We start from the raw sequence: 22,997 nt of genomic DNA, 5'->3' as shown, positions 1-22,997 counted from the left end.
TAATTCTCATGTTCCCGATTATATATTCAGACGACTTTTTGCAGCACGAAACAGGCGTATTCCATCCCGAAAAACCAGCCCGACTGACAGCGATTAAGTCAGCACTGGAACGGGCAGAATGGGCGAATCAAATCGATTGGAGATTGCCGACATCGATCGAGTCTAGATCGCCACTGCCCTGGATCGAGCAAATTCACCCGATGGAATATATTCGATCGATTCAACGACTCTCTGAGCATACTGGATCGTTGGCGGAGCCTTTCGGAGCGAAACTCGATCCCGATACACCTGTTTCCCCTAACACCTATGAAGTTGCTCTGCTTGCTGTCAATGCTTGGCTAGATGGGGTCGATCTTGCCATAACGGGCACGCCCACATTCGTCTTGGCACGCCCGCCTGGGCATCATGCAGAGCCATCTGGAGGAATGGGGTTTTGTATTTTTAGCAATGCAGCAATTGCGGCGACATACGCTTTGGCAAATGGTGCCGAGCGGGTGGCGATTCTCGATTGGGATGTTCATCATGGCAATGGCACCCAAGCAGTAGCGGCAAATAATCCCCAGATTGCCTACTGTTCGCTGCATGAGTTTCCTCACTATCCTGGCACTGGAGCGGCAACGGAGCAGGGCGTTTATCAAAATCTATTGAATCTACCGATGAAGGCGGGAAGTACGCTGGCGGACTACCAGCCACTGTTTGAAACCAAAGTGATGCCCTTTTTAACTGAATTTCGCCCAGATTTATTAATTATTAGTGCTGGATATGATGCAAATGATGACGATCCGTTGGCAAATATTTCGCTCAAGCCCAAAGATTTTGGTGTTTTTACCGATTATTGTTTGCAGGTGACTCAGAAAATTGTGTTTGGATTGGAAGGTGGCTATGATTTTGATTCTTTGGGACAATCGGTAGTAGCTACAATCGATCGATGTATAAATCGATTAGGTTGATGATAGTTGCTCGATCTTTAGCAAAGGTGCGCAGGAACCAGCTCATACAAGCCTCGATCGAATCATAAATTTGCGATTAGATCGAGTGTATTCCGTAATGTGGTCGATCGTTCCGCTGCTGGGTTATAAACGATCGGGACTTGAGGGTTTGGGATTAGGCTAGAACGCCTGTAGGAGTTTTTTTGAACCGCTTCAGGCGCAGTGGACACAGAGGTTAGATAATAGAGACTCGTGGATCTGCTAATTCGATCCCTATAAATTTATATTTTTAGCTGTAATTATTAATTTTTCAATATGTCTGATTTTTTGTTGGAAGTTGGTACTGAAGATTTACCCGCAGGGTTTGTCAGCGATGCAATTCGTCAGTGGGAGCAGATGATTCCGGCGAGTTTGGCGGCTGAAGCTTTGACTAATGATGTACAAATATATGCTACGCCACGCCGTCTGTCCGCAATTATTACTAATTTACCAGATCGGCAGGTCGATCGCGTAGAGGAAATCAAAGGCCCGCCAGCCGCAGCCGCTTATAAAGATGGCGTACCGACTCCCGCAGCGGTAGGGTTTGCTAAAAAGCAGGGTGTAGATGTTGCGAGTTTAGAATTGCGCCCGACAGATAAGGGTGAGTTTATTTTTATCACTAAAACGATCGCGGGACGAGATACGCAGGAAATTTTGACGGAGTTAATCCCTCAGTGGATTTTCAAATTAGAAGGTAAACGCCTGATGCGTTGGGCAAATGGGGAGTTGAAATTTCCGCGTCCGATTCGCTGGTTGGTGACATTATGGAATGAAACTATTTTACCGATCGAGATTGTCAACGGTGAGGATATAGTTAAAAGCGATCGGATTTCGCAAACTCATCGCGTCCTCCATCCCGAACCAGTTTCCGTCGTTTCAGCCGCCCAGTATTTAAAAACCTTGGCAGATGGCTTTGTAAATGTAGACCAAAATCAACGTAAAGCCGATATCCAGCAGCAGATTCAAGCTGCGGCGACAAAAATGGGCGGAGTTGCTGAAATTTATCCCGACTTACTCGCTGAAGTAGTCAATTTGGTGGAATATCCTACCGCTGTAGTTGGAAAATTCGACGATGAATTTCTGGCTTTACCACCAGAAGTAATTACCACGGTAATGGTGACACATCAACGATATTTCCCAATCTTTACAGATGTCAGCAAACAGAAATTATTACCGCACTTTATTACGATCTCCAATGGCGATCCGGCTAAATCCAAGATTATCGCCGCCGGAAATGGACGAGTTGTAAGAGCCAGATTAGCCGACGGACAATATTTCTATAGTGCCGACTTAGCCCAACCATTAGCCGACTATTTACCCAAACTAGAAACCGTCACTTTCCAAGCCGATTTAGGATCGGTAAAATTGAAAGTCGATCGCATCGTAACTAATGCTAACTCGATCGCGACTCAATTAAATCTCAATCCCGCACAGTGTCAAAATATCTCCCGTGCAGCCTTATTATCTAAAGCCGATCTCGTCACCCAAATGGTCGGCGAATTTCCCGAACTGCAAGGGATAATGGGATCTAAATATGCGATCGCCAATGGTGAATCAACCGAAGTAGCTACCGCAATTGTCGAGCACTATTTACCCCGCAATGCCGAAGATAGCCTCCCCCAAACCTTAACCGGACAAATCGTCGGAATTGCCGACAGACTCGATACATTAGTCTGTATCTTTGGATTGGGCATGTTACCCACCGGATCGTCCGATCCCTTCGCCCTCAGACGGGCGGCAAATGCGATCGTTAATATTGCCTGGAATGCTAACTTAGGCATCAATCTCGAACAACTAATCACTAAAATCGTCACCGAATTTCAGCACATCCGCACCCAAGTAAATCCCGCCGAACTCACTCAACAATTACAAGACTTCTTCGTCCAAAGATTACGAAATCTCCTCCAAGAAGACAAACATATCGACTACGATCTCGTCAACGCCGTCTTAGGTGAAAACGACCCAGAATATACCCAACGTGCACTGACAGACTTACTCGATACACGCGATCGAGCCGTATTTCTCCAACAAATTCGCGATAACGGTACCTTAGAAAATATCTATGCAACCGTGAATCGATCGAGTAAATTAGCCGCCCAAGGAAACCTCGATACCCAACAATTAGCACCCACCCAAGTAGTCCAAACTAACCTATTTCAAAAGTCTTCAGAGCAATCTGTCTACGATGGTTTAATTGCCCTAGAACCCCAAACAAAAGCCGCTCAGGCTTCTCGCAACTATCAACAGCTTATCGACGCTCTAGGGCAACTTACACCCGCAATTAGCAGCTTTTTTGATGGGGAGGATAGTGTGTTAGTAATGGACTCAAATCCAGAGATTAAAACCAACCGATTGAATCTATTAGGGTTGGTTCGCAATCATGCACGAGTGTTGGCTGATTTTGGATCGATCGTCAAATAGTAAGTATAAGTAGGTAGGGGCAATTATTTATAAAATAGATTATGCCTGAAACCTATCTGGTGGGCGATGCCCACCCTACGCGACATTTTATATTTAATTACGCCCATCTACTTAGATAACTCGTAGGTTGACTTTCCGCTCAACCCAACCCACATAACAACCTAATCATAAAATCATCGAACCGAGCATCAAACGCTGGAGAATTTAATCTATGTTCATCCAAAAAATCTACCAAGAACTGCAAGATATTCCCGAAGAAAAACTCGCCGAAATTTACGATCTGATTCACTACTTTCGTCTGGGCTTAGGGCAGGAACAGAGACAGCCTCGGACTCCAGGGTTACTTACCGGAACACTCGGAGATGCTTTTTTTGAGCCATTGCCAGAAGAGGAACTTCAACAATGGGAGTAACTTATCTCATCGACACCCATATTTTACTGTGGTGGCTGTTTAACGATCCTAAACTCACGCCCGAATGCCACGACATCATTCGTAACCCCGATCATCGTATCCTGGTTAGTAGTGTTTCTGCCTGGGAAATTGCTACCAAATATCGAATTGGCAAACTTCCCGAAGCCAAACAGATTGTTGAAGAATATTCGCAGATATTGCATCACGCCAAATTTGTCGAACTTGCTGTCACTTCAGCTCATGCACTCCGAGCGGGAAGTCTGCCTATTGCCCATCGAGATCCTTTCGACAGAATGATTATGGCACAAGCTGAACTCGAAAATTTGCCTGTTATTACCTATGATGAAGCTTTTCAAACTGGACTGATTCAAGTAATTCCTCGAATTTGACGTAGATACTTGGAAGGATCGCGTTGAATTTCATCAACTGTTACATTTAACATAAAACCTTGTCCGGTTGTGTAAGTAGTGTTGCCGTATAGATTCAACAGAAATTGAATACCTTTATTTTAAGCTAAATCCTGGTGATCGATTGGGATCGATCGGTTGATATTTTGACTTCAGTTCGAGTGCAGCATAAAAGCTATTGAGACTATTTAACAAAGCATTGTAGTAAGAATAAGCATCATCTCGATCGCATATTTTTATAATCGAACTAACAAAATATTGTATAGTAGCAGTCATAAATGTAGGGTGGGCACTACTTGGACGAAGCCATAGCCCATTTTAACATCTACTTACAATCAAGAATTTAGAATGCAATTAATCGATCTTGTAGGATATATAGCGGCAACGTTGACAACAGCAGCTTTTTTGCCTCAAGTTCTGAAAGTTTGGCAATCCAAGTCAACTAAAGATTTAGCTTTGCCCACCCTGCTATCGTTTATTGCTGGGGTTTCAATGTGGCTTGTTTATGGCTTATTAGTTAAAAGTACACCGATAATCATGGCAAATGCAGTGACATTGGTACTGAATTTAGCGATCTTACGTTTTAAGCTTAAATATGGGTAGAATCGATCTACTCATGGGATTCGATCGTGAGTTAAGCAGCAGTATATCGATTAAGATTCGATCGAGACTTGCAATTAATTGTAAATCCAAGCTACTCAATATTCCTGTTAATTAATCGTCTCTCTAATGTAGGGTGGGGACTGTCCACCAGGCGAGAGCGTAGGCTTGATGGGGAACGTTGAGAGCTTGACGAAAATGGACGCGAATTTTATATTTACCTGGATCGCGAATTTGATGGAAGATATGTTGGACGCTATCGACAGAGCTAGTTGAAGACCATAAACTTCGATCGAGTCTGTCTTCGTCAGCAGGCATCAAATAAAGATCGAGCTGATTGAGACCGCGATCTCGAAAGGTTTCACCGACATCATATTCATTGTTAAGATTGGGATCTGCCAATTCTACCAGTCGATCCCAAGTCAACGAGATCGAGACCCAACTATTTTCGGCGAGGGATCGATCGAGATGGTAATCTCGGTATACTCCAGCATCGACAGTCCGATAATCCCAGCCGATCGCGGGGACGGGACTGATGGGATGATACTGTCCGGGACTAAATTGCTGATAAGCGCGGAAGGCATTTAATTGACCCGCCCCTAACTGATAATCTAAAGGAACGTGGCGATCTCCATAGGCTTCTGATTCGAGCCAATCGCGATTGTTTTTTGCCAGCATCGTTCGCGTCATCCCCAGCCGCAACCCATCGCCCAAATCTTGGATTTTATCAGCGGAATTTAAGAGTACCGCTTTCATCACCTCATGACGACGACTGTCGAGAGTCCAATGAGAGCGAACGTCAGGCGACATCTGGCTTCTAGTCCGTAACTGCCGATCGCCAAACTCTTGTAATAGAGCCACCGTACCCGTGACATGAGGCACGGCAAAACTGGTACCATTCACGGAAGTCGGTTTACCTGCTAAATTATAGAGCTGAAGATTGCCTGGTGCTACTAATGAGATCGATCGACGATTGTCAACATTTACTTCCAAATCTTTAATCTTTTTTGCAGTCCCAGTCGGCATTTCACTCAGATTAGAGAAACCTAACTTAGTATACATTTCTTGTCTGAGCAGCGAATAAGCAACATTAATCCCGTTATAGTTATCCGTGGGAATTGGCACTCCACCTTTACCCTGATTGCCTGCTACCAAATATGTCACATTATGCACCCGCGCCGACCAGTCCAGACACTGAGTCAATAACGCGTTGCCATCTAATTTAGGATTGGGCCGAGGATCGCGGCCTAATGGCTCGCCAAAGCTCAAGTTAATGGCACGAATGTCTCCCCCATTCTGTTGGGCAATATGTTGGATTGAGCGGCATTCTTCCGGCTGTCCAGTGCGATCGACAGTACCCATCGCAGTGGCATACAATCTGGCAGCGGGAGCGACTCCAGGAAATCGTTTATCTTGACTAATCATCACTGCTGCGACCATCATCGAGTGATCTTCGACATTAGTATTGGCTTTAGCCTCACCGTCCTGGTAAAAAATCTGTTCGAGCTTGAATGTGGGGTCTTTAGCCGCCTTATCCCAGCCAAACTGAGCCGGACGACCGATTTCGACTTGCCCGATCGCAATTTTTTTACCTGTAAGATTATATGGTGACTGATGTAATCTCAAAGCATCAATCCCCGCACTACCAATGGAATTAGCTGTTGGTAATGCCCAACTAGGTGCGATCGTACTCGTCAACGATACCCAAATCGCGATTCGCTGCCAATATTTACTCAATCAGCCAATCTCCACTGAACTTCGATATTTACTAGTTAATCATAGGTCGGTTTGAAAATTAAATCCTTTACCTTTCCCCTTTTCCCCCACTCAACTTAGCTGAATGCTAGACCGATCTTTCTACATTTTGTTACAGTATTGCCAGTCTTAGCTAAAATTATCGCAAACTATGAACAGGTAAAATCCCTGTGTTTGGAGGAATCTCTCAATGTCTGATACTCAAGTTTTTGTGGCTTTAGCCGTCGCGCTCATTCCTGGTTTATTGGCATTACGCCTGTCAACTGAATTGTATAAATAGTATAGTTAGCAGGATAGGTCAAAACTACTACTGGTAGATAGTCAACTTATCCAACTTTCAGCCATTTATGGAGTAGGGCAATTTATGAATTGTCCTACTCTTTAGTTTTTTGCCTGTAAGCGGCTTCTCTGGCGCAATACATCTAGCTTGAAGATCGTCCGCAACATTCAGAATTAAAGATCGAAATAACAGTTTTGATGTGACAACCCGTATAATGGATAAAATTTCCATATTGGGTGTACTAGGTTTTATGAATGCACAACCTTCTTTCGATCCACCACAACAGCTACCACAACGACGGAAATCGCAGCTACAGAGCTTAGGGACGACGAAAACAGCTCCAACGGTTTCCCCTCGTAAGCGATCTCGAGTGAGATCTAATCCAGCTTATGCTCATCGCCGTCAAGGATTGGAGGTAATTACGAAGTTAGTTACTTACTCAACTTTATCGCTGTTTGGCATGGCAAATTTAGTCAACTTAATTAGCTACAATTGGTCGCAACAGCATAAATTACAGCATCTTAAAACTGAAGTGCAGGATCTTAAAATCCGAGTTAATAAAATCAATAGTAGCTTCAGTCGCTCTTTCGATCCTCAGTCGCAACAGAATGCGATCCAAGAAAACAGCTATAAAGTTGCACCAGATCGCCGTCAAATCTTTCTTGTCAATCCTGCCGATCTATCTGAATCGCAAAATGCTCAAGGTAAGTAGTTAAATTATCGATCGGGATGTCGTTAATGAGACTGAGCAGACCTAGTTGATGGTTGTAAAATACTCGTAAATTCAACGGGTGCTGTTCGTAGTTTTTTCTCCACAGGAGAGGGCTGTATCTGCTGCTGCGACAGCCTCTCACCTAAAGCATCGATATCTTGATTTCCAAACCAGAGTTTTCCTTCTAATTGCTTTGCAGGCTCCACTAATGAACCTACAATTTGCAATTGTAAAGATTGAGGACAAATAGCCGTTGGTAATAGTCCGATTAATTCTAGTTGTCGATCTCGCAATTTACCAGACAATGTAGGGCGAATATCTCGATCGGATATCGTTTCTTTTGGATTGTTAATTAGACTAGCATTAAGATAAATACCAGACTGTTGAAGTTTGAGTAAAAGTTGCTTCTGTTGAAGACAAGCAGGTAAGTTTTGGGCAGTAATTAGATAATTACCAGCAATAGCTGTCGGTGCTTTAATATTTGCTTCGCCATAGCTAGTCACAAAGTTAAAAAACAGGATTGCACTGCCAATTGCCATACTGTATGAGACAATCGATTTAACTGAAAAAACTTTCATTAATGGCTATTTTAAATTACTAACAATTGTTTCTTGTTTTTATCCCGATCGAATATGTGCGATCCATCACTTTTAACACTTTGGCTATGTATCGCCAAAGGCGAGGCTACGCCAACAGTACAAGCTTTCAACCTTCAATTTTCAACTGATTAACAAAGCTTAGGTGAGAACTAAATTGACTGTAACGACGAGCGATTAGGAGAGGGGAGACACAATGAATAGCTAGCCTATCTGTGTAGTTATCGAGGAGCGGTTTTCTACGTCCCCAAGTACGTCCAATTCCGGTAATTGTCAGATCTACTCGACGAGAAATCTGCTCGATTTCGACGATTGGATCGACAGCGTTAAGAGTCGAAATTTTAATTCTTTCACTCATTTCTGTTGGCAAATTTTCGAGTAAACTATCGAGTTCGGCACTGAGTTCGCCATTCTTGGTGTCAGGTGAGATAATTTGAATTAGTTCTAAATGTCTACCGCGATCGTTCCAGAGCATCCTCAGGGCGATTTCAACAGCGAGATCGTCATGATTACTAGCAGTATATGGAACTAGCAATTTTTGATATGGTTCAACAATCGAACTATCATTGTTGGCATCGATAAATACTGCCATATCAGCAGGTGTATTTCCAAGCATTTGGGCGACTCTACCACCCAATCGATTGTTTGTAAAAGTCGGACGATGCCAACCTAATAGTACCAAATCTGCGCGATCGAGTGCCGCAATGACAGCAGTTTTCTGAGATACATCATAACCGATTTGCACGATCGGCTGAAATAGCGATCTAGCGGCGATCGGTTCGAGGGTATCAATTAGAGTAGTTAACTGTTTTAGTCGTCTCTCGATCAGGCGATTTGCCTCGAAGGGAGTACTTTGAAATAGATAATCTTCTTCCAGTTCGATCAGACTCAATGGGTTGATAATAGCTGATTGGCGATCGTTGTGGGCGATCGATGCTGCTAATTGGAGGAGTCCTTTTTGGGTGTTAGGATTAGCGACAGGAACTAAGATTCGATAAGCAATCGGTGTTGGTGTTGGGACTGTTATCGTTGGTGATTGAAATCCCGATTGTATGCCATCAGATCGGGAGTCGTCAAATACCTGTAAAGTTTCTGATTGACTGTGAAGTCGGATCGATTTTTTGGGATACGTCCATTCTAATAGTGGTGAAGTCATAAAAGTAGTCACCAGTGCCATAATTACTAACATGGTAAATAGAATTGGCGAGATTACGCCTAATTCCAAGCCAATATTCAAGACAATTAATTCTGTCAATCCCCGCGTATTCATCAACCACCCGAGAGCAGAAGCTTCCTGTCGATCGATCTGACAACTCCTGGCGGCATAATAAGTTCCGACATACTTGCCGACGATCGCCACTCCTAAAATTGCCAAACACAATAGCCATAGTTCGGGACTATTTAACAAACCAATTTGGGTTTTAAGACCACTATAAGCAAAGAAAACTGGCAATAAAAATATTAATACAAAATCTTCGGTTTTTTGCGCAACTTCCCGCACCAATCTCGGATTTTTTGGCATGGCAGCACCCAATAGAAATGCTCCAAAAATCAAGTGAATCCCGATCGCTTCCGTAATTAGAGCCGAGGATACCACCGCCATATAAATCCCCGCGAGCATCAACTGTGACAGCTTACCCGTGCGATCGTAATAAGTAGATAAAATATTCAGTAACCATCTACCTACAGTCAACATTGCCCCAATGTAGACAACGGAATAGATAATTATTGGCACAGCACCAACCATACTATTAGTTCTAGTTACAGCAATTGCCAAAGCTAATAGACACCAAGCTGTCACATCATCTACAGCAGCACAAGTCAATGCTAGAGTCCCCAATCGGGTATTTTGAAGATTATTTTCAGTGATAATTCTTGCCAACACGGGAAATGCCGTAATCGACATCGCCGCACCTAAAAACAATGTGAATGCCGTAAAAGAAACACTATTATTAGAAAGAACTGGATAAATTAATAATGATAAAATTCCAGCTAAGGAGAACGGAACTAAAATACTGACACCAGATGTCACCACGGCAGTTTTGAGATTCCCCTGCAAGTATTTAGGATCTAATTCTAATCCAATCAAAAACATGAAAAAGATTAACCCAATTTGAGATAAAACATTTAAAAATGGAATCGCAGTGACGGGGAATAATGCTCCCGCTAAATCTGGTGCTAGCCAGCCCAATAGTGAAGGCCCTAATGCAATCCCTGCAACAATTTCACCAATTACCAAAGGCTGACCGATCGATCTAAATGCCCAACCAACTAATCGCGATCCACCAATCACAACCAGCACTTCAATTAATGTCAAGACAACAATGTTCATAGAGCTTAGGATTGAGGCTTTAGGTGTTGGGTCTTAGGTCTTAGGAAACAAGAAGATATTATCAATATTGATACCACCCTACTTGATTATAATCAGTCCACTTGTACATTCCAAAAATACCTCGACCCCCTAAAGCCTAATCCCTACTTCCATTGTCTAATAAATTCCGATCCCTTGTCTTGTCCGTGACGATATACCCTCACCAAGCCATCTGGTGTCGCTTTGGTAAAGTCTACACCCAATTCCTTGAGATGGACATCAGGACGGATGATATGGATGGGTACACCGCAACTGTGGGTGGGAATTGGCTCTATATGAAACATATCCTGATACATCGTGCCTGGTTCATTGGAGATCGCGATCGTTTCCTGATATCCTGCTGATACCATTGCCAATGCTGGACACAGACAAGTATAAGCCGCATCTACGTAAGGTTTACCATCAATCCAAGCCGGAATCTCCCATGCGTGCATAATTCGCGAAGAAGCATAGGCAACAGCCGGAAAGTTATTGGGCGTAATTCGGTACTGAGACTCATGGTGGTGCGTGCTAAATAAGGTGAATCGCAAATTCGCATCCACCCAACTGCGATCTTTTTGGACTGAGGCGCGGAGTAAGCGTTTGCCTAAATCTTGAGCGAGAGCAGTTTGGGTTTGTGCTGCGGCGGCGGGATCGATTACCGCATTAGTGGCAATATATAGAGTGGGAGTCTGGGGTTGATATAAATGTTGTCGCAACTGCTTGCTAAAGATGCGAATTCCCCGCTGCACTATTTTACTCATATTCTGCTGAGGCTGCTCTAATGCTGACAACCCTGCTAACCAATAGTCTACTCCTAAATCTGTAGCTCGACCGATCGCCGCCCAACTAGTAGGAATTACTGATGAAGATGCCGCAGCATAGCCATCAGCGACGATGCCAGCCTCTTCTAGTGCGGTTAAGACTCCATGAGCAAAAGCTCCTTTAAAACTGCCTACAGTTGTAGCGATTGCTAAAGATTTTCGCGTCACGATATATCAAACACAAATTTAACCGATCCCCATTTTAATTGGAAACTGCTGACTTTAGACCGATCGCTACTCCGGTTCTGCTTCTAAGAGGATGAATAGATGCGGATAAGATGGCACTCGCAAACCCCAAAAGATCCCCCAACGCCCCTACTAGCTTACTTCCCTTTCGATCCAATCTGTGAGTAATACATAGCTTTTGAAGAAGGATTTAGGGGAATCTCCGTATTTCCTCTAATAGCATTGCAAGATTGCCATAATGTGCCAGAGATGACATTACAAAATCGACGAAAGTACTAATTCACTATCGATATTATCTTCAGGAAGATGGCATAATAAAATAACATCTGAGTCAAGGGAGAAATTAGCATGTCATCAATTATTAGAAATGCGATTCCTCAAAGGGGAAACTCCGCTAACAAATCCGATCTAGAAGGTATTCTCGATCTTCAGTCTCGCAATCTTTTGATAAATCTAGATCCAGCAGAATTAGCTGGTGGATTTGTGATGACACCTTTTACTACCGATTTGTTAAGTCAGTTACTCTGCCAGTCTGGTGTATTTGTAGCCGAACGTGAAGGGACGATTGTCGGTTATGTACTGGCGGCAGATTGGGAGTTTTTCTCACAATGGGAGATTTTCAGGGTGATGATTTCTCGCTTGCCTGAATTGAGATTTCAGGATCGGAAAATAACTATAAATAATAGCTTTCAATACGGACCAGTTTGTATCGATCGATCCGTGGCAGTGAAGTTTTTCCACAATTATTCGATTTGATGCGATTGAATTTTGCCCCAAAATTCCCGATCGGCGTGACCTTTATCAATCAGTTAAATCAGCGATCTTTTGCAGCACATACCCGTAAACTCAATCTAGAAATCATCGACGAATTTGAATTCAATAGCAATTCATTTTATACGTTAGCATTCTTGACAACCAAATAGATTGCCGGCTGGAAAGATCCCCGACTTCTCGCAGAAGTCGGGGATCTAAGCCGATCCGAGCCAACGAACTGTAATCGATCGCCAATAATCGAGAATGCTAAAAATGACATTCCGACGCGGTATTATTATGGCCCTGCAAAGACCGCATTTTCAATATCCTGACGACTCAGAGAATATTTGAAGGTGCGATAGATACTTTGACTGGGAGTAAGTTGTGATGTTTTTTGAGAGCCTGCACTCGAACTGTTACTATCGATAGAGTGATATCGGACGGTGAGTTCTTCAATATCCAAACACAATTCTGCCCGCCAATCAGACTTGTGAATATGCCAGCAATGTAGCTCATTATCATCTTGCTCGCAGCCCATCGAAATCAGCCATTGTTCGATTTCTGGCAGGGGATGATTGTATAGTGGAGTATCCGTTGGTATTAAGGTCACGTCAGTTTTGGATTTTGAATTTTGCGGATGCCTTTGTCACGGGCAGATCGAACCTCAGCAGGCGTTGCACCAAGAATAATTCTGGATTAAATAATCAATCTCCTACTATTTTAGATCGAACGAGCGATTTTCGACGACAGTAGCCAAGTCCTCTGGCGTATTACAGTTTGCCAGACAGATCGGATCGGCAATGGCTAATTCTGTCACCACATTCATCCTCAGCCAACCTTGAAAAGATTGCCCTCCCGCTTGGATGTATTCGAGTAATGAGTGGCGGCAATTTTGGTGATAGAAGCCACACAATGGTTCCCAACCTTTGTGGAGATGTTGAGGAAGATAAGCTATGCTCTGGGGCGGGATAGAGGGCAATCGGTCGATCCAAGATTGGACGATGGGGGTCGATAAGTTGGGCAAATCGCAAGCAAGCAAGAGTACCCATGTTGAGTTAATCGCTGCCAATCCTTGGCTAAAAGCGATGAGAGGGCCTTGATGTGGTTGCTGTTCTGCGATAAATTGACAGTCTGCTGGTAAAATATCCTGATATTTAGTCACCCAAGGTGCGAGCGAATAAATTCGCTCGATCGTGACCCCATCGAAATCTCGACACGCAGCGACAACATCATAGATCCGCCGAATCAGCGGGATACCATCAATCTCGATCATCGCTTTATCTCGACCCATCCGAGAACTACGACCACCAGCAAGAATTATGACAGATAATTGATTTGGCAAGTTAGCTGTACCACCTATGGGGTATTGGGAAGAGTCGATTTTCAACCTCAAACCTCTCCCTAACAGGGCGTATGGGTTTAATACCCCATCTTAAAACCTCAATTATCAATTAATTTAATAGCCTACTGGAAATTGAGATGCTGGAGTTGGTTGGGGTGATGGGGGTGCGGGTATCGATTTCGTGGGACGTGGAGGCGCGGTGGGGATAAAGACAATTTTATCGGGGCTGGGTGCAACGAAACCACTTCCTGGCTGCTCTGCTGTTTTAGCCATCTGTTGCTTGAGATTTTCATCCATCACGCCTTGTTGACGTTCCTGTTTTTGTAACCTTCTTAACTGTGAGTGTTGACTCTTCCACATGTCTTGAGTGTAGACGGTGTAGCCATAAACGATCGAACTCAACCCAAAAATGCTGCAAAATAATACTAGCGATCCCTGTTGCAGTGTTAACAGCGATTTCAGCCAGACTGGATCTGAATTGTGCTGCGGCAATTGTGTCACTTTCCGCTGTTGCTGGATCTGGTTGACTCCCAGTACCTTCGAGCTTGTCGATGGACGTTTTGACGATGACGATCTATTTTTACTACGGGGAGGTATATTTGGTTGATGCATAGAGCAAGGTCATCAAATACTAGATTTTGTGTAGTTAAAATGCGGATGTTGATACATACTATCACTTTTTTGTTGATGTAGCTGCCGATCGACAGAATCGATACTTAACTTTTAGCTGGGAAATATCATCCCTGAATCGATGCGCTTAAAAATTGACACTTTCTTAGCCCAAGTCACATTTTTGACGATCTTTGGCTGGCAAATCTTCTCCCCAGTTAAGGCGGTAGATCTACCGCCAGATAAAGATATTCCAGAGGAAGTCCTCAGAGCAGAGATTATTACTGAAGGGCGATCTCCCCTGGATGGCAAAGCTCTGTCGGCGGCCGATTTTGCTGAATTAGTTGTCAATGCCCAACAAAAACTCGATCGTGACAATGCCATTTCCGCGACTAGTAATCCCAAGATCAAAGAAATATTATTATTGATTCGCTTGCGTAACTTTTTAAAGTCCGTAGGTGTTCCGGTCAAGTAATAAGTAATAAGTAATAAGTAATAAGTAGGGCTTTCCTACGGTTAGGGTCAGAAAAGTATTGTAATCTGCCAAAATTCGATCGTGTTGTTCCCTTTACCCCTTATCCGTGCTAATACCGCCATCAATGCGAGAGTGCCGTTATTCACTCATTAGGAATTCTAGATAACTAGCGGTGAGATCCTTGACAGATAAATCGAAGAATTGCTTGCCATGTTCGGGGGTGGCGAGACTGGGATCTGAACCCATTCTACCGTCTGGATAACGATGGCGAAAATCTGTTGCACCGAGAATTTTGCGTTCTGAAGAGAGATTATTTGAGTCCAATGGTGCAGATTTAATTGACTCGGGATAGAGATATTGAGTCAGTGCAACTTCAGAAGGCGTGGCGTGAGAACCCTCTCGATCGCCGTATAATTCTTTAGCTAGACGATACACGCTGCCAGACATAAACCAGTTGGCAGTTTGACATTCTACTCGATCTATATTAGGTATATTCAAGTCGGCTAAATGCGCGTATGTCTCGGAGTAAGCTGCTTTTAGAGTAGCAATATTGCCGCCATGACCGTTAATAAAAAAGAACTTTGTAAATCCCGATCGAGCTAAACAGGTAAGATAGTCTCGGATGACCAGGATCATCGTACTCGGGCGCAAACTAATCGTACCTGGGAAGCCAGTATGATGTAATGCCATACCCACATTAATTGTCGGTGCAACTAGTGCTTGAGTAGCGGTACCTACAGCTTCGGCGATAGCTGCTGCACAAATGGCATCCGTGCCAATTAATCCCGTCGGGCCGTGTTGTTCGGTCGAACCGATCGGTATAATTATCCCAGTAGATGTCTGAAGATAAGTTTCAACTTCTGTCCAAGTACTCAGATCTAAACGCATAAAAAGTTACCTGTGATGATGCTCGCACCCAACATGTCGTCGAAATCGATCCCATTCAACCGCAGTATATCACTACTGTTGGGGGCTTTGGTTATCGGTTTGGCTAGACTTTAAGCTTTATGCTTTAGGGGAAAGGGTAAAGGGTAAAGGGTAAAGGAAATATACACCCAAACACCCCCACACCCCAACACCCAAACACCCCCACACCCAAACACCCCCACACCCCGAATTTTGGCTTTAGAATACGATTTAGTAATTATTGGTGCGACAGCGGCGGCACGTGTAGCGGCGATCGAGGCTGTGAATTTACAGGCGCGGGTTGCGCTGATCTTGCCCCATCCAGCTAACGGTCAAGTCCATCCCCAGAGCGATTTCTACCCCTATGCTTTGGCTCAGATCGCCAAAACCATTCAAACGAATCGCGGACAGATTCAGTCGCCATCTAGCTATCCCTGGAAGTATGCTTATACAGCGATCGATCGACTGGAACAAGAATCTAGTCCCGCTCTATTGGCGGCGATGGGTGTAGATACGATCTTCGGTACGGGTGAATTTTGTCGTCGCCCCCATTTGGCGTTTAATATCAACCAAAGATATCTCCGCGCTCGCGCTTATTTAATTGCGACTGGCTCGGTTTCTGATTATCCGATAATTCCTGGGATTCAATCGGCTGGATACCTGACACTCGATCGATTGCCAAGTTTAGTCGAACGAGAAATTCCGCTGCGGTGGGCGATTATTGGGGCAGAATCGATCGGGGTAGAATTAGCACAAACCCTAGCAAAATTGGGCTGTCAGGTAAAACTTATCGTTGAAACAGAACAGATTTTACCTTACGAAGATCTAGATTTTGCCAATCTAATTCAGGCGCAACTAGAAGCAGATGGAGTGCGAGTTTATCTGGCAACGATCGTTACCAAAGTCAGCCAAGAAAATCGATCTAAATTGGTCGTAATGGGGGATGAGTCGATCGATGTCGATGAAATTTTTATCGCATTACCCGATCGACCATTTATCGAACCATTTAATCTGGCTGGGGTAGGTATAGATCATACCGATAAAGGTATTTCGATCGATAATAAATTGCGAACATCTCATCCTCAAATTTATGCTTGTGGAAATGTTTGTGGGAATGTTTTAGGTGGCTATCACAGTCAAAGCTTAACTCAGTATGAAGCTAAAATTGTCGTACATAATGCTCTGAATTGGCGGAAAATAAAAGTTGATTATAGCAGTTACGATCGACTGCCGTGGGCTGTCTACACAGATCCTCCTTTAGCACGAGTAGGGATGACAATAGGTGCTGCCACAAATAGTCCTCGACGGGATCTAATTATCCTCCAAAAGTATTTAAAAACCTGCCCTCAGGCAATTTTAAATAATATAACTAGTGGATTTTGTCAAATTGTCGTCACTCGTACAGGACAAATTCTTGGTGCGGAAATCGTCGGTCAAAATGCACCAGAATTAATTCAAATCCTCGCACTGGCAATTCAACAAAAACTTAAAATTACTGACTTAACCACCTTCCCCTGTTTATCGCCTAGTTATACTGAATTTATCTACCAAGCTGCGCAAGAATGGCACACTTACAATCGCAACCAAAAGCAGCAACGCCAAAATGGTTGGCTCAATTGTCTATGTTGGTGGAAATAGATAAAATTTAAGAACGGTTGGCAGAGGAAGCAGAAGCGACGATCTCTAGTGGTAAAATCGATGCTGTGGCTTTTGGCGTTCCGTTTCTGGCTAATCCCGATCTCCCAGCTCGGTTTGCTAAAAACGCACCACTGAATGCGCCAGATCCTACTGAGTTCTATATTGTTCTAAACTTAGATAAATTAAGATATCTGTGAAAAAAGCAATTGTTACAGGTGTGTCGAGAGGAATTGGCAAAGAGATTTGCCGACAGCTTGTCAGTGAAGGATTCACGGTTTATGGTACATATAATACTGGATCTGCTGAAGCTAAGTTGCTTAAAGTAGAGTTGGGAGATCGAGTCGAACTTTATCAAGTAAATTTTGCCGATCGACAACAAACTCTCACTTTTATTAGTACCATCAAAGCAATTACTTTTAACGCGATCGTTCACAATGCAGCTACATTGGAATTTGAGGATTTTCAGAATTTTGATTTAGATATTTGGGATCGAACGATCGAAGTAAATTTGACTACGACACTGCTACTGGCACAGGGTTTACAATCTTCTATTTGCGATGGTGGATCGATCGTTAGCATTGGCAGTACTGATGGTTTAACTGGAACTTTTGCGAGTATATCTTATGCTGTCAGCAAAGCAGCTCTGATTAATCTTACTAAAAGTTTGAGTAACAATTTCGGCTCTCAAAATATCAGAGTCAATTCAATTGCACCTGGCTGGATTGATACAGATATGTCTACAAAGGCTTCCATGACAGCGGTTTCACTTACACCTTTAGCTCGAAATGGACGATCGGAAGAAATTGCCAAGGTTGTCAGTTTTTTAATATCTGATGCTGCGAGTTTTATAACTGGAGCAAATATAGTCGTCGATGGCGGTTATACCAATGTTGATTACATTCTATTAAAAGAATCTCAGGGCGATCGATAATAGACAAATGATTAATTTATAGATGAGGACAGGTTTCAAATTATATCTCTGGTACAATCGGATCTGATGGTATAAACCTGCATTTACAGACTGTTATGCTTCCCCAACACCGCTGGCAAATATCACCGAGTAATCCATCCCAGGCTGCAACGCTAGCGGCGGGAATTACGCTCACACCTGAAGAGGCAACATCACCACTACTCGCTCAGGTATTGATGAATCGCGGGATCGAGACGATCGAGCAAGCCGAGTTGTTTATTCATCCAGAGACGGCAGAATTACCTTCGCCGTTGACGGAGTTTCCCGATCTGGAGATTAGTTTAGATTTATTAGTAGACGCGATCGAGCAGAAGTCCAAGATTGCGATTTGTGGGGACTATGACGCGGATGGGATGACTAGTACTGCGTTGCTATTGCGCGCTCTCTCAGCACTGGGTGCGGATGTCGATTATGCCATTCCTAGTCGGATGTCGGATGGTTATGGCATCAATCGGCGAATTGTTGAAGAGTTTCACGCTGAGGGTGTCAAGCTAATTATCACGGTGGATAACGGCATCTCTGCTGTGGATGCGATCGCTAGAGCTGTAGAATTGGGTCTACTTACCATCATAACAGATCACCATGACTTACCGCAAGTATTGCCGCCAGCAAATGCGATTCTTAATCCGAAATTGATTGCTGAGTCTTCGGTTTATCGGGCAATTGCGGGAGTGGGAGTCGCTTATATTTTGGCTTTGGAGTTATCCGCCAGGTTGAATAAACCATCTTTGAGCGATGAGTTATTGGAATTATTTACGTTGGGGACAATCGCCGATTTAGCACCATTAACGGGGATTAACCGTCGCTTAGTCAAGCAAGGATTGAAGCTATTACCAAACTCGCAAGTTACTGGGATTCAAGCCCTAATTGAAATGTCTGGTACTCAAGGTGGAACGGCGGCGAAGAATACAGCAATGAAACCCGAAGATATTGGGTTTAGATTAGGCCCAAGGATTAATGCGATCGGTAGAATTGACGATCCTCAGATTATCATTAATTTGCTGACAACTGACGATATGAGTGTGGCATTAGCTAGAGCGATTCAATGCGAACAGGTGAATAAACAACGTCAAGATATGTGTGCCGCGATCGAACAAGAGGCGATCGATCTAATCGAGAATGGTAAATATAATATCCAGCAAAATCGGGTGTTAGTTATCGTTTATCCTGGCTGGCATCATGGCGTAATTGGGATTGTCGCTTCGCGGTTAGTAGAACGATATGGCGTTCCGGTATTTATCGGTACCAATGAAGACGAACATCATATCAGAGGTTCAGCTCGGAGTATTCCTGAATTTGATGTGTTTCGTGCTTTGCAATATTGTCACGATCTATTGGGTAAGTATGGCGGACATCGAGCGGCGGGTGGCTTTTCATTGCCTACAGAGAATCTAGAGAAATTTCAACAGCAGCTCAGTGAATTCGCTCACAAATGTCTAGAAATTGAGCATCTCAAGTATTTAGTCAAAATCGATGCGGAGGCGGATCTAGCGGCAATTAACACATCACTATACGAGCAAATTAATGCAATTCATCCTTGTGGAATGGAGAATCCCGATCCAGTATTTTGGACGGCAAACGTGCGGGTGTTAGAACAAAAAATAGTCGGCAAAGGACATCTCAAATTTACTGTTGATACGCCGGAATTTCCTAGAGGGATAAAAGCGATCGCGTGGCGATTTGGCGACTATTTTCCACTGCCAAAATATTTAGATATTGCTTATAAACTCAAGGAAAATAACTGGAAGGATTCTAAATCGATCGAGCTGGAAGTAATCAGTGTTCGCTTACCAGTTTCGGCACAGACTGGTAAATTTAATTATCAAGAAAGAGATTATGACTGCAGTCTATCGGCCGATCGAGAACGACTGACGATCGTCAATGCTCAAGGAATAACTTTAGCAATCGATAAGGGTAAAAAAGTAGCAGAATTAATTGGTTTGAAAGATTCGATCGAAACTATCGATATTACGAAGCCTTATTATTTTCAGTTGATTAAAACAGCAATGAATGTATTGCAAGTTAGTCGATCTTAGAAAAATGATCGTCATCATCCTCATACCTTTGTTAATCGATCGATTAATCATCATTACTTGGAATAATTGTCGCTTAATCGATCGATTAATCTCTATTGGCAAGAATCTTTTTTATGGAATTTACTTAATTTTTAATCTAACAGAATAACGAGTAGGCGAATTACCAATCGAACTAGCTACCTGCATGGTAGAAATATAGTTATTTAACTGAACTGTTTTAACTTGAGCTAGAGTGCGGACACTAGTTTGGAACTCTGGTTCCGATTTCTGTAAGGCAGCTTGGCGTTGAACATAGTTCATGCGATCCCACTGAATGTTAGGATCTGCTTTAAGCTTTGCGAACCGATCGCGTCTGAGTTTGCTCATTTCTCTAAGTTCGGGAACATAAGCTTCGAGATTTTTTCCCCAGTGAATCCGCATTTGTTCGCGAAAATCATCTCCCCGCTGGAACCACTCAGTATCTTTAAATCTCAGCCAAGCAGAGGGTAATCTGGAGAGTTCTTGTTTAGTATTAGCTGGAATCTTGGCATATTCAGCCGTGAGTTTAGCTGCGATCGAATTTTTGAGCTTACTATCGGGAGTAGCCACCGATTTACCCATGACTTCATTCACCATAAAACAGAGAGCATCCGCACTGATATCGCTAGTCATACGGGTTAATGGCGGTTGTCCTGGTGCTAACCAGTTTTTGGGAGCAGCATCATAGAAAGACACTAACCAGAGCGCGTCAGCATCGCCATCTAGTACCTGCTGGCGGAGATTCCCTACTAATTTAGCTTGAAGTTGACTGCGTTCATCAGGGGTAGCATTGATGATTTGTGGTTCCATCGCAATGGTTTGGAAAACGGTATTCCGCAATCCTAAATTAGCCATCCATTCTCTACTCAACCGTTGAGAGATTTTTTGCTGCTGATTAGGGGTAAATTTGACCGCTAAGACTTGTCCGTAGAGGTTAGTAAAGTTTCTGAGGGTTGTTGGTGTTAGCGTCGGTACAGCAACTAGTGGTAGATGATGATTTGTTGTTGCTGGTTGTGGGGTTGGGGTGTTGGCAGGAGTTGCTGTTGTCGGTGGGGTAGCTTTTATCGATGGGATAACTTTTGCTGGTGGGGGCGTTTTCTGAGTAGAAGTAGATTTAGAGGGTGGTGTAACGGTAATTGCAGGTGTCGCCATCCCGATTGTGAGGCTAGTTGCACACAATATGGCGAAAACCCTAGGACTAATGCTGCTTGGTTTCATGATATCTGCATCCCGTTTGATAAATTTAGTCGCTATTTCTAGTTCTTCGATCGATTATACTCTCTCACGATTATCTTATTGCTTAGAGATTCTCGCCATAGTATATTTTTGTTGCCATAGTCTTAGATCGAGACGATAAATGCAATTTATGATAGATTCATTACCTTGGACGCAAATTCTCTCAACATTGTTTCAATAAATAATGATAATTTAATTATTAGCAATAACGATCCGTACTTACCATGAAGGAAAATGTTACGCTGGAGTGGCAGGTAAAATACCTAACGTTACTGTCAATTGCCCACTAGATTTAATGCCCTAATATTTGTCCGACTGTTTCTGGTTGCGCGATCGATTTAACCGCAATCATTGCGGCCATCTGGGGGTCTAAATTTTCAGCTCGAACGATCGAATATGCTAGATTAGCAGTCTGAAGTTTAGCAACCAAATCGGCTGGGAGTGAAATCGAATCGATGATGACTAATTGTGGCGTAATCTGTCCACCATCAGCAGAAATTGATTCGATCTGGAGCGAAAATAAACCTGGGCTAAAGCGAGGATTTAAAGCTTGGTCGTATTCAAATTTACTCAGCATTAACTGAAACGAACAAATCTGTGTCAGATCGATCGGTGCAGCATCACTAACAGTTTTTGCTCGAAATATTGGAACTAAATCGCCAAATGGAATAGAAATTGTCATCCATTCACCAGCATTCGTATCGAAAGAATAAGCATAACCCACTCCATCCCATCTTGCCTCAGTGCGAATGAAGAACTTGTATCTTTGTCCGTCACCTTTAACTCGTAATTCGATTCCTCGATAATTACTTAAATTCAAACTAGGATCGAAATTGCGGGTACGTACAGAGGCAAATCCACCGGAATTATCGATCGAGACATTGCCGCTAAAGACAGCATAACCCGTTCCCAATCGAATTGCACTCTCACTCACCCCACCCATCACTACATCATCTACGGCACCCCATGTCGCTTGGAGATTGACATCTGGTCGGGCAAAATCAAAAAGCTGTAACTTAGTAGTTGTATGTAAATAAGTACTTGCAGCCGTAATCAAATTAGCCAAAGCCGCTGCTGACAAAGAACTTTGAGGATCGGGGCAAACAATCATCGATCTCACCCCTTCCATCACACGTTCTGTGTGACTTTCATCACAATTTTCTAGCGATCTCTGCACATATTCAACGTTTGCAGGTACACTAAATGGTGTCAAGCTTAAATCCGAAACCGCAGCTCTGACTCGATAGCCGCTCTTGAGTAGTTGCTGGACAACCAATGCCCCAATTTCGCCCATCGATCCAAAAACCAAAATTATTTCCAAAGTTCTCCCTCCATCAGTAGTAGATCGATCTTCTGATACACCTGTTAGCCAGCGTTGGATATCGCTGAAGACGGGAATTGCCCCAAAGTAGCTAACGGTATTTAAAAACCTGCTTACATCCCATTTAGCCATAAATATTACTTGTGATTTCTTATTTTTTGTTTATTTCGATGTTGTTATTG

At 43.3% G+C, this 22,997-nt stretch carries 25 protein-coding genes; 14 read left to right on the top strand and 11 right to left on the bottom strand.

What is annotated here, in order from left to right; genetic code table 11:
• The first annotated feature begins 8 nt into the window (after positions 1-8).
• From RMO55_RS12330 to RMO55_RS12315, 4 genes are all read left to right on the top strand, one after another.
• Positions 9-950 (top strand): histone deacetylase, encoded by a 942-nt coding sequence (locus tag RMO55_RS12330; RefSeq protein WP_310426909.1) that lies wholly within the window; start codon positions 9-11, stop codon positions 948-950.
• Between the two features lie 294 nt (positions 951-1,244).
• Entirely contained in the window at positions 1,245-3,389 is a 2,145-nt protein-coding gene (gene glyS, locus RMO55_RS12325; RefSeq protein ID WP_310426906.1) for a glycine--tRNA ligase subunit beta, read from the top strand.
• Between the two features lie 211 nt (positions 3,390-3,600).
• Positions 3,601-3,801 carry a hypothetical protein gene (locus RMO55_RS12320; RefSeq protein ID WP_310426905.1) on the top strand — a complete coding sequence of 67 codons (201 nt, stop codon included), beginning with the start codon at positions 3,601-3,603 and terminating at the stop codon, positions 3,799-3,801.
• Positions 3,792-4,190, top strand: coding sequence for a type II toxin-antitoxin system VapC family toxin (locus RMO55_RS12315; RefSeq protein WP_310426904.1), 399 nt, complete (start codon positions 3,792-3,794; stop codon positions 4,188-4,190). The genes RMO55_RS12320 and RMO55_RS12315 overlap by 10 nt, the downstream gene beginning before the upstream one ends.
• A 114-nt stretch (positions 4,191-4,304) precedes the next feature.
• Here the strand turns inward: RMO55_RS12315 and RMO55_RS12310 are convergent, their stop codons facing one another.
• Entirely contained in the window at positions 4,305-4,484 is a 180-nt protein-coding gene (locus tag RMO55_RS12310) for a hypothetical protein (RefSeq protein ID WP_310426902.1), read from the bottom strand.
• A 72-nt stretch (positions 4,485-4,556) separates the two neighbouring features.
• Here RMO55_RS12310 and RMO55_RS12305 point away from each other — a divergent pair, with 72 nt between their 5' ends.
• A complete protein-coding gene (locus RMO55_RS12305) occupies positions 4,557-4,811 on the top strand; it encodes a SemiSWEET transporter (protein WP_310426900.1) in 255 nt (84 codons plus the stop codon).
• A gap of 123 nt (positions 4,812-4,934) precedes the next feature.
• Here the strand turns inward: RMO55_RS12305 and RMO55_RS12300 are convergent, their stop codons facing one another.
• Positions 4,935-6,545 (bottom strand): S8 family serine peptidase, encoded by a 1,611-nt coding sequence (locus RMO55_RS12300; RefSeq protein WP_310426898.1) that lies wholly within the window; start codon positions 6,543-6,545, stop codon positions 4,935-4,937.
• A 208-nt stretch (positions 6,546-6,753) separates the two neighbouring features.
• Between RMO55_RS12300 and psaM the strand changes: the two genes are divergently transcribed.
• Together psaM and RMO55_RS12290 are read left to right on the top strand one after the other, a co-directional pair.
• Positions 6,754-6,843 carry a photosystem I reaction center subunit XII gene (psaM, locus tag RMO55_RS12295; RefSeq protein ID WP_310426896.1) on the top strand — a complete coding sequence of 30 codons (90 nt, stop codon included), beginning with the start codon at positions 6,754-6,756 and terminating at the stop codon, positions 6,841-6,843.
• A 250-nt stretch (positions 6,844-7,093) separates the two neighbouring features.
• A complete protein-coding gene (locus RMO55_RS12290) occupies positions 7,094-7,555 on the top strand; it encodes a hypothetical protein (RefSeq protein WP_310426895.1) in 462 nt (153 codons plus the stop codon).
• A gap of 23 nt (positions 7,556-7,578) precedes the next feature.
• Here the strand turns inward: RMO55_RS12290 and RMO55_RS12285 are convergent, their stop codons facing one another.
• From RMO55_RS12285 to RMO55_RS12275, 3 genes are all read right to left on the bottom strand, one after another.
• Positions 7,579-8,094 (bottom strand): hypothetical protein, encoded by a 516-nt coding sequence (locus RMO55_RS12285; protein ID WP_310426893.1) that lies wholly within the window; start codon positions 8,092-8,094, stop codon positions 7,579-7,581.
• A gap of 166 nt (positions 8,095-8,260) precedes the next feature.
• On the bottom strand, positions 8,261-10,483 hold the full coding sequence (locus RMO55_RS12280) for a cation:proton antiporter (protein WP_310426891.1): 2,223 nt from the start codon (positions 10,481-10,483) through the stop codon (positions 8,261-8,263).
• Positions 10,484-10,626: 143 nt separating this feature from the next.
• Positions 10,627-11,493, bottom strand: coding sequence for a hypothetical protein (locus RMO55_RS12275; protein ID WP_310426890.1), 867 nt, complete (start codon positions 11,491-11,493; stop codon positions 10,627-10,629).
• 366 nt (positions 11,494-11,859) lie between these two features.
• Here RMO55_RS12275 and RMO55_RS12270 point away from each other — a divergent pair, with 366 nt between their 5' ends.
• Complete coding sequence (locus tag RMO55_RS12270; RefSeq protein ID WP_310426889.1) at positions 11,860-12,267, top strand: hypothetical protein; 408 nt, start codon at positions 11,860-11,862, stop codon at positions 12,265-12,267.
• Positions 12,268-12,272: 5 nt separating this feature from the next.
• A complete protein-coding gene (locus RMO55_RS12265) occupies positions 12,273-12,434 on the top strand; it encodes a hypothetical protein (RefSeq protein ID WP_310426887.1) in 162 nt (53 codons plus the stop codon).
• 125 nt (positions 12,435-12,559) lie between these two features.
• Here RMO55_RS12265 and RMO55_RS12260 read toward each other — a convergent pair whose 3' ends face one another.
• From RMO55_RS12260 to RMO55_RS12250, 3 genes are all read right to left on the bottom strand, one after another.
• Positions 12,560-12,874 (bottom strand): DUF3143 domain-containing protein, encoded by a 315-nt coding sequence (locus RMO55_RS12260; RefSeq protein WP_310426885.1) that lies wholly within the window; start codon positions 12,872-12,874, stop codon positions 12,560-12,562.
• Positions 12,875-12,979: 105 nt separating this feature from the next.
• Positions 12,980-13,606 carry a molybdenum cofactor guanylyltransferase gene (locus RMO55_RS12255; RefSeq protein WP_310426884.1) on the bottom strand — a complete coding sequence of 209 codons (627 nt, stop codon included), beginning with the start codon at positions 13,604-13,606 and terminating at the stop codon, positions 12,980-12,982.
• Positions 13,607-13,720: 114 nt separating this feature from the next.
• Positions 13,721-14,218, bottom strand: coding sequence for a hypothetical protein (locus RMO55_RS12250; protein WP_310426883.1), 498 nt, complete (start codon positions 14,216-14,218; stop codon positions 13,721-13,723).
• Between the two features lie 139 nt (positions 14,219-14,357).
• Between RMO55_RS12250 and RMO55_RS12245 the strand changes: the two genes are divergently transcribed.
• Positions 14,358-14,690 (top strand): hypothetical protein, encoded by a 333-nt coding sequence (locus RMO55_RS12245; protein ID WP_310426882.1) that lies wholly within the window; start codon positions 14,358-14,360, stop codon positions 14,688-14,690.
• A 138-nt stretch (positions 14,691-14,828) separates the two neighbouring features.
• Here RMO55_RS12245 and RMO55_RS12240 read toward each other — a convergent pair whose 3' ends face one another.
• Positions 14,829-15,578: a creatininase family protein gene (locus RMO55_RS12240; protein ID WP_310426880.1), complete on the bottom strand. Its 750-nt coding sequence runs from the start codon at positions 15,576-15,578 to the stop codon at positions 14,829-14,831.
• Between the two features lie 231 nt (positions 15,579-15,809).
• On the opposite strand from RMO55_RS12240, the gene RMO55_RS12235 reads away from it, so the two are divergent.
• From RMO55_RS12235 to recJ, 4 genes are all read left to right on the top strand, one after another.
• Positions 15,810-17,234 (top strand): NAD(P)/FAD-dependent oxidoreductase, encoded by a 1,425-nt coding sequence (locus RMO55_RS12235; protein WP_310426878.1) that lies wholly within the window; start codon positions 15,810-15,812, stop codon positions 17,232-17,234.
• 17 nt (positions 17,235-17,251) lie between these two features.
• A complete protein-coding gene (locus tag RMO55_RS12230) occupies positions 17,252-17,431 on the top strand; it encodes a hypothetical protein (protein ID WP_310426876.1) in 180 nt (59 codons plus the stop codon).
• Positions 17,428-18,165: an SDR family oxidoreductase gene (locus tag RMO55_RS12225; RefSeq protein ID WP_310426874.1), complete on the top strand. Its 738-nt coding sequence runs from the start codon at positions 17,428-17,430 to the stop codon at positions 18,163-18,165. The genes RMO55_RS12230 and RMO55_RS12225 overlap by 4 nt, the downstream gene beginning before the upstream one ends.
• Before the next feature lie 95 nt (positions 18,166-18,260).
• The gene (recJ, locus tag RMO55_RS12220; RefSeq protein WP_310426872.1) at positions 18,261-20,240 is read left to right on the top strand and encodes a single-stranded-DNA-specific exonuclease RecJ; all 1,980 of its coding nucleotides are present in this window, start codon (positions 18,261-18,263) and stop codon (positions 20,238-20,240) included.
• A gap of 120 nt (positions 20,241-20,360) precedes the next feature.
• Here recJ and RMO55_RS12215 read toward each other — a convergent pair whose 3' ends face one another.
• Positions 20,361-21,476 (bottom strand): hypothetical protein, encoded by a 1,116-nt coding sequence (locus RMO55_RS12215; RefSeq protein WP_310426870.1) that lies wholly within the window; start codon positions 21,474-21,476, stop codon positions 20,361-20,363.
• 310 nt (positions 21,477-21,786) lie between these two features.
• Positions 21,787-22,947 carry a CIA30 family protein gene (locus RMO55_RS12210; protein WP_310426868.1) on the bottom strand — a complete coding sequence of 387 codons (1,161 nt, stop codon included), beginning with the start codon at positions 22,945-22,947 and terminating at the stop codon, positions 21,787-21,789.
• Positions 22,948-22,997: the final 50 nt, after the last annotated feature.

The sequence above is a fragment of the Chamaesiphon sp. VAR_48_metabat_135_sub genome (assembly GCF_031418915.1).
Classification (GTDB): domain Bacteria; phylum Cyanobacteriota; class Cyanobacteriia; order Cyanobacteriales; family Chamaesiphonaceae; genus Chamaesiphon.
Note: the sequence above shows the minus strand (reverse complement) of the source record. Positions and strands in the feature narration are given on the sequence as shown.

What these genes read in the sequence shown, in the direction of transcription:
- RMO55_RS12245 (WP_310426882.1), top strand. Translation starts at nt 14,358, where the DNA reads ATGCGCTTAAAAATTGACACTTTCTTAGCCCAAGTCACATTTTTGACG.
- RMO55_RS12250 (WP_310426883.1), bottom strand. Translation starts at nt 14,218, where the DNA reads ATGCATCAACCAAATATACCTCCCCGTAGTAAAAATAGATCGTCATCG.
- RMO55_RS12315 (WP_310426904.1), top strand. Translation starts at nt 3,792, where the DNA reads ATGGGAGTAACTTATCTCATCGACACCCATATTTTACTGTGGTGGCTG.
- RMO55_RS12330 (WP_310426909.1), top strand. Translation starts at nt 9, where the DNA reads ATGTTCCCGATTATATATTCAGACGACTTTTTGCAGCACGAAACAGGC.
- glyS (WP_310426906.1), top strand. Translation starts at nt 1,245, where the DNA reads ATGTCTGATTTTTTGTTGGAAGTTGGTACTGAAGATTTACCCGCAGGG.
- RMO55_RS12215 (WP_310426870.1), bottom strand. Translation starts at nt 21,476, where the DNA reads ATGAAACCAAGCAGCATTAGTCCTAGGGTTTTCGCCATATTGTGTGCA.
- RMO55_RS12270 (WP_310426889.1), top strand. Translation starts at nt 11,860, where the DNA reads ATGTCATCAATTATTAGAAATGCGATTCCTCAAAGGGGAAACTCCGCT.
- RMO55_RS12240 (WP_310426880.1), bottom strand. Translation starts at nt 15,578, where the DNA reads ATGCGTTTAGATCTGAGTACTTGGACAGAAGTTGAAACTTATCTTCAG.
- RMO55_RS12280 (WP_310426891.1), bottom strand. Translation starts at nt 10,483, where the DNA reads ATGAACATTGTTGTCTTGACATTAATTGAAGTGCTGGTTGTGATTGGT.
- psaM (WP_310426896.1), top strand. Translation starts at nt 6,754, where the DNA reads ATGTCTGATACTCAAGTTTTTGTGGCTTTAGCCGTCGCGCTCATTCCT.
- recJ (WP_310426872.1), top strand. Translation starts at nt 18,261, where the DNA reads ATGCTTCCCCAACACCGCTGGCAAATATCACCGAGTAATCCATCCCAG.
- RMO55_RS12285 (WP_310426893.1), bottom strand. Translation starts at nt 8,094, where the DNA reads ATGGCAATTGGCAGTGCAATCCTGTTTTTTAACTTTGTGACTAGCTAT.
- RMO55_RS12310 (WP_310426902.1), bottom strand. Translation starts at nt 4,484, where the DNA reads ATGACTGCTACTATACAATATTTTGTTAGTTCGATTATAAAAATATGC.
- RMO55_RS12305 (WP_310426900.1), top strand. Translation starts at nt 4,557, where the DNA reads ATGCAATTAATCGATCTTGTAGGATATATAGCGGCAACGTTGACAACA.
- RMO55_RS12320 (WP_310426905.1), top strand. Translation starts at nt 3,601, where the DNA reads ATGTTCATCCAAAAAATCTACCAAGAACTGCAAGATATTCCCGAAGAA.
- RMO55_RS12210 (WP_310426868.1), bottom strand. Translation starts at nt 22,947, where the DNA reads ATGGCTAAATGGGATGTAAGCAGGTTTTTAAATACCGTTAGCTACTTT.
- RMO55_RS12290 (WP_310426895.1), top strand. Translation starts at nt 7,094, where the DNA reads ATGAATGCACAACCTTCTTTCGATCCACCACAACAGCTACCACAACGA.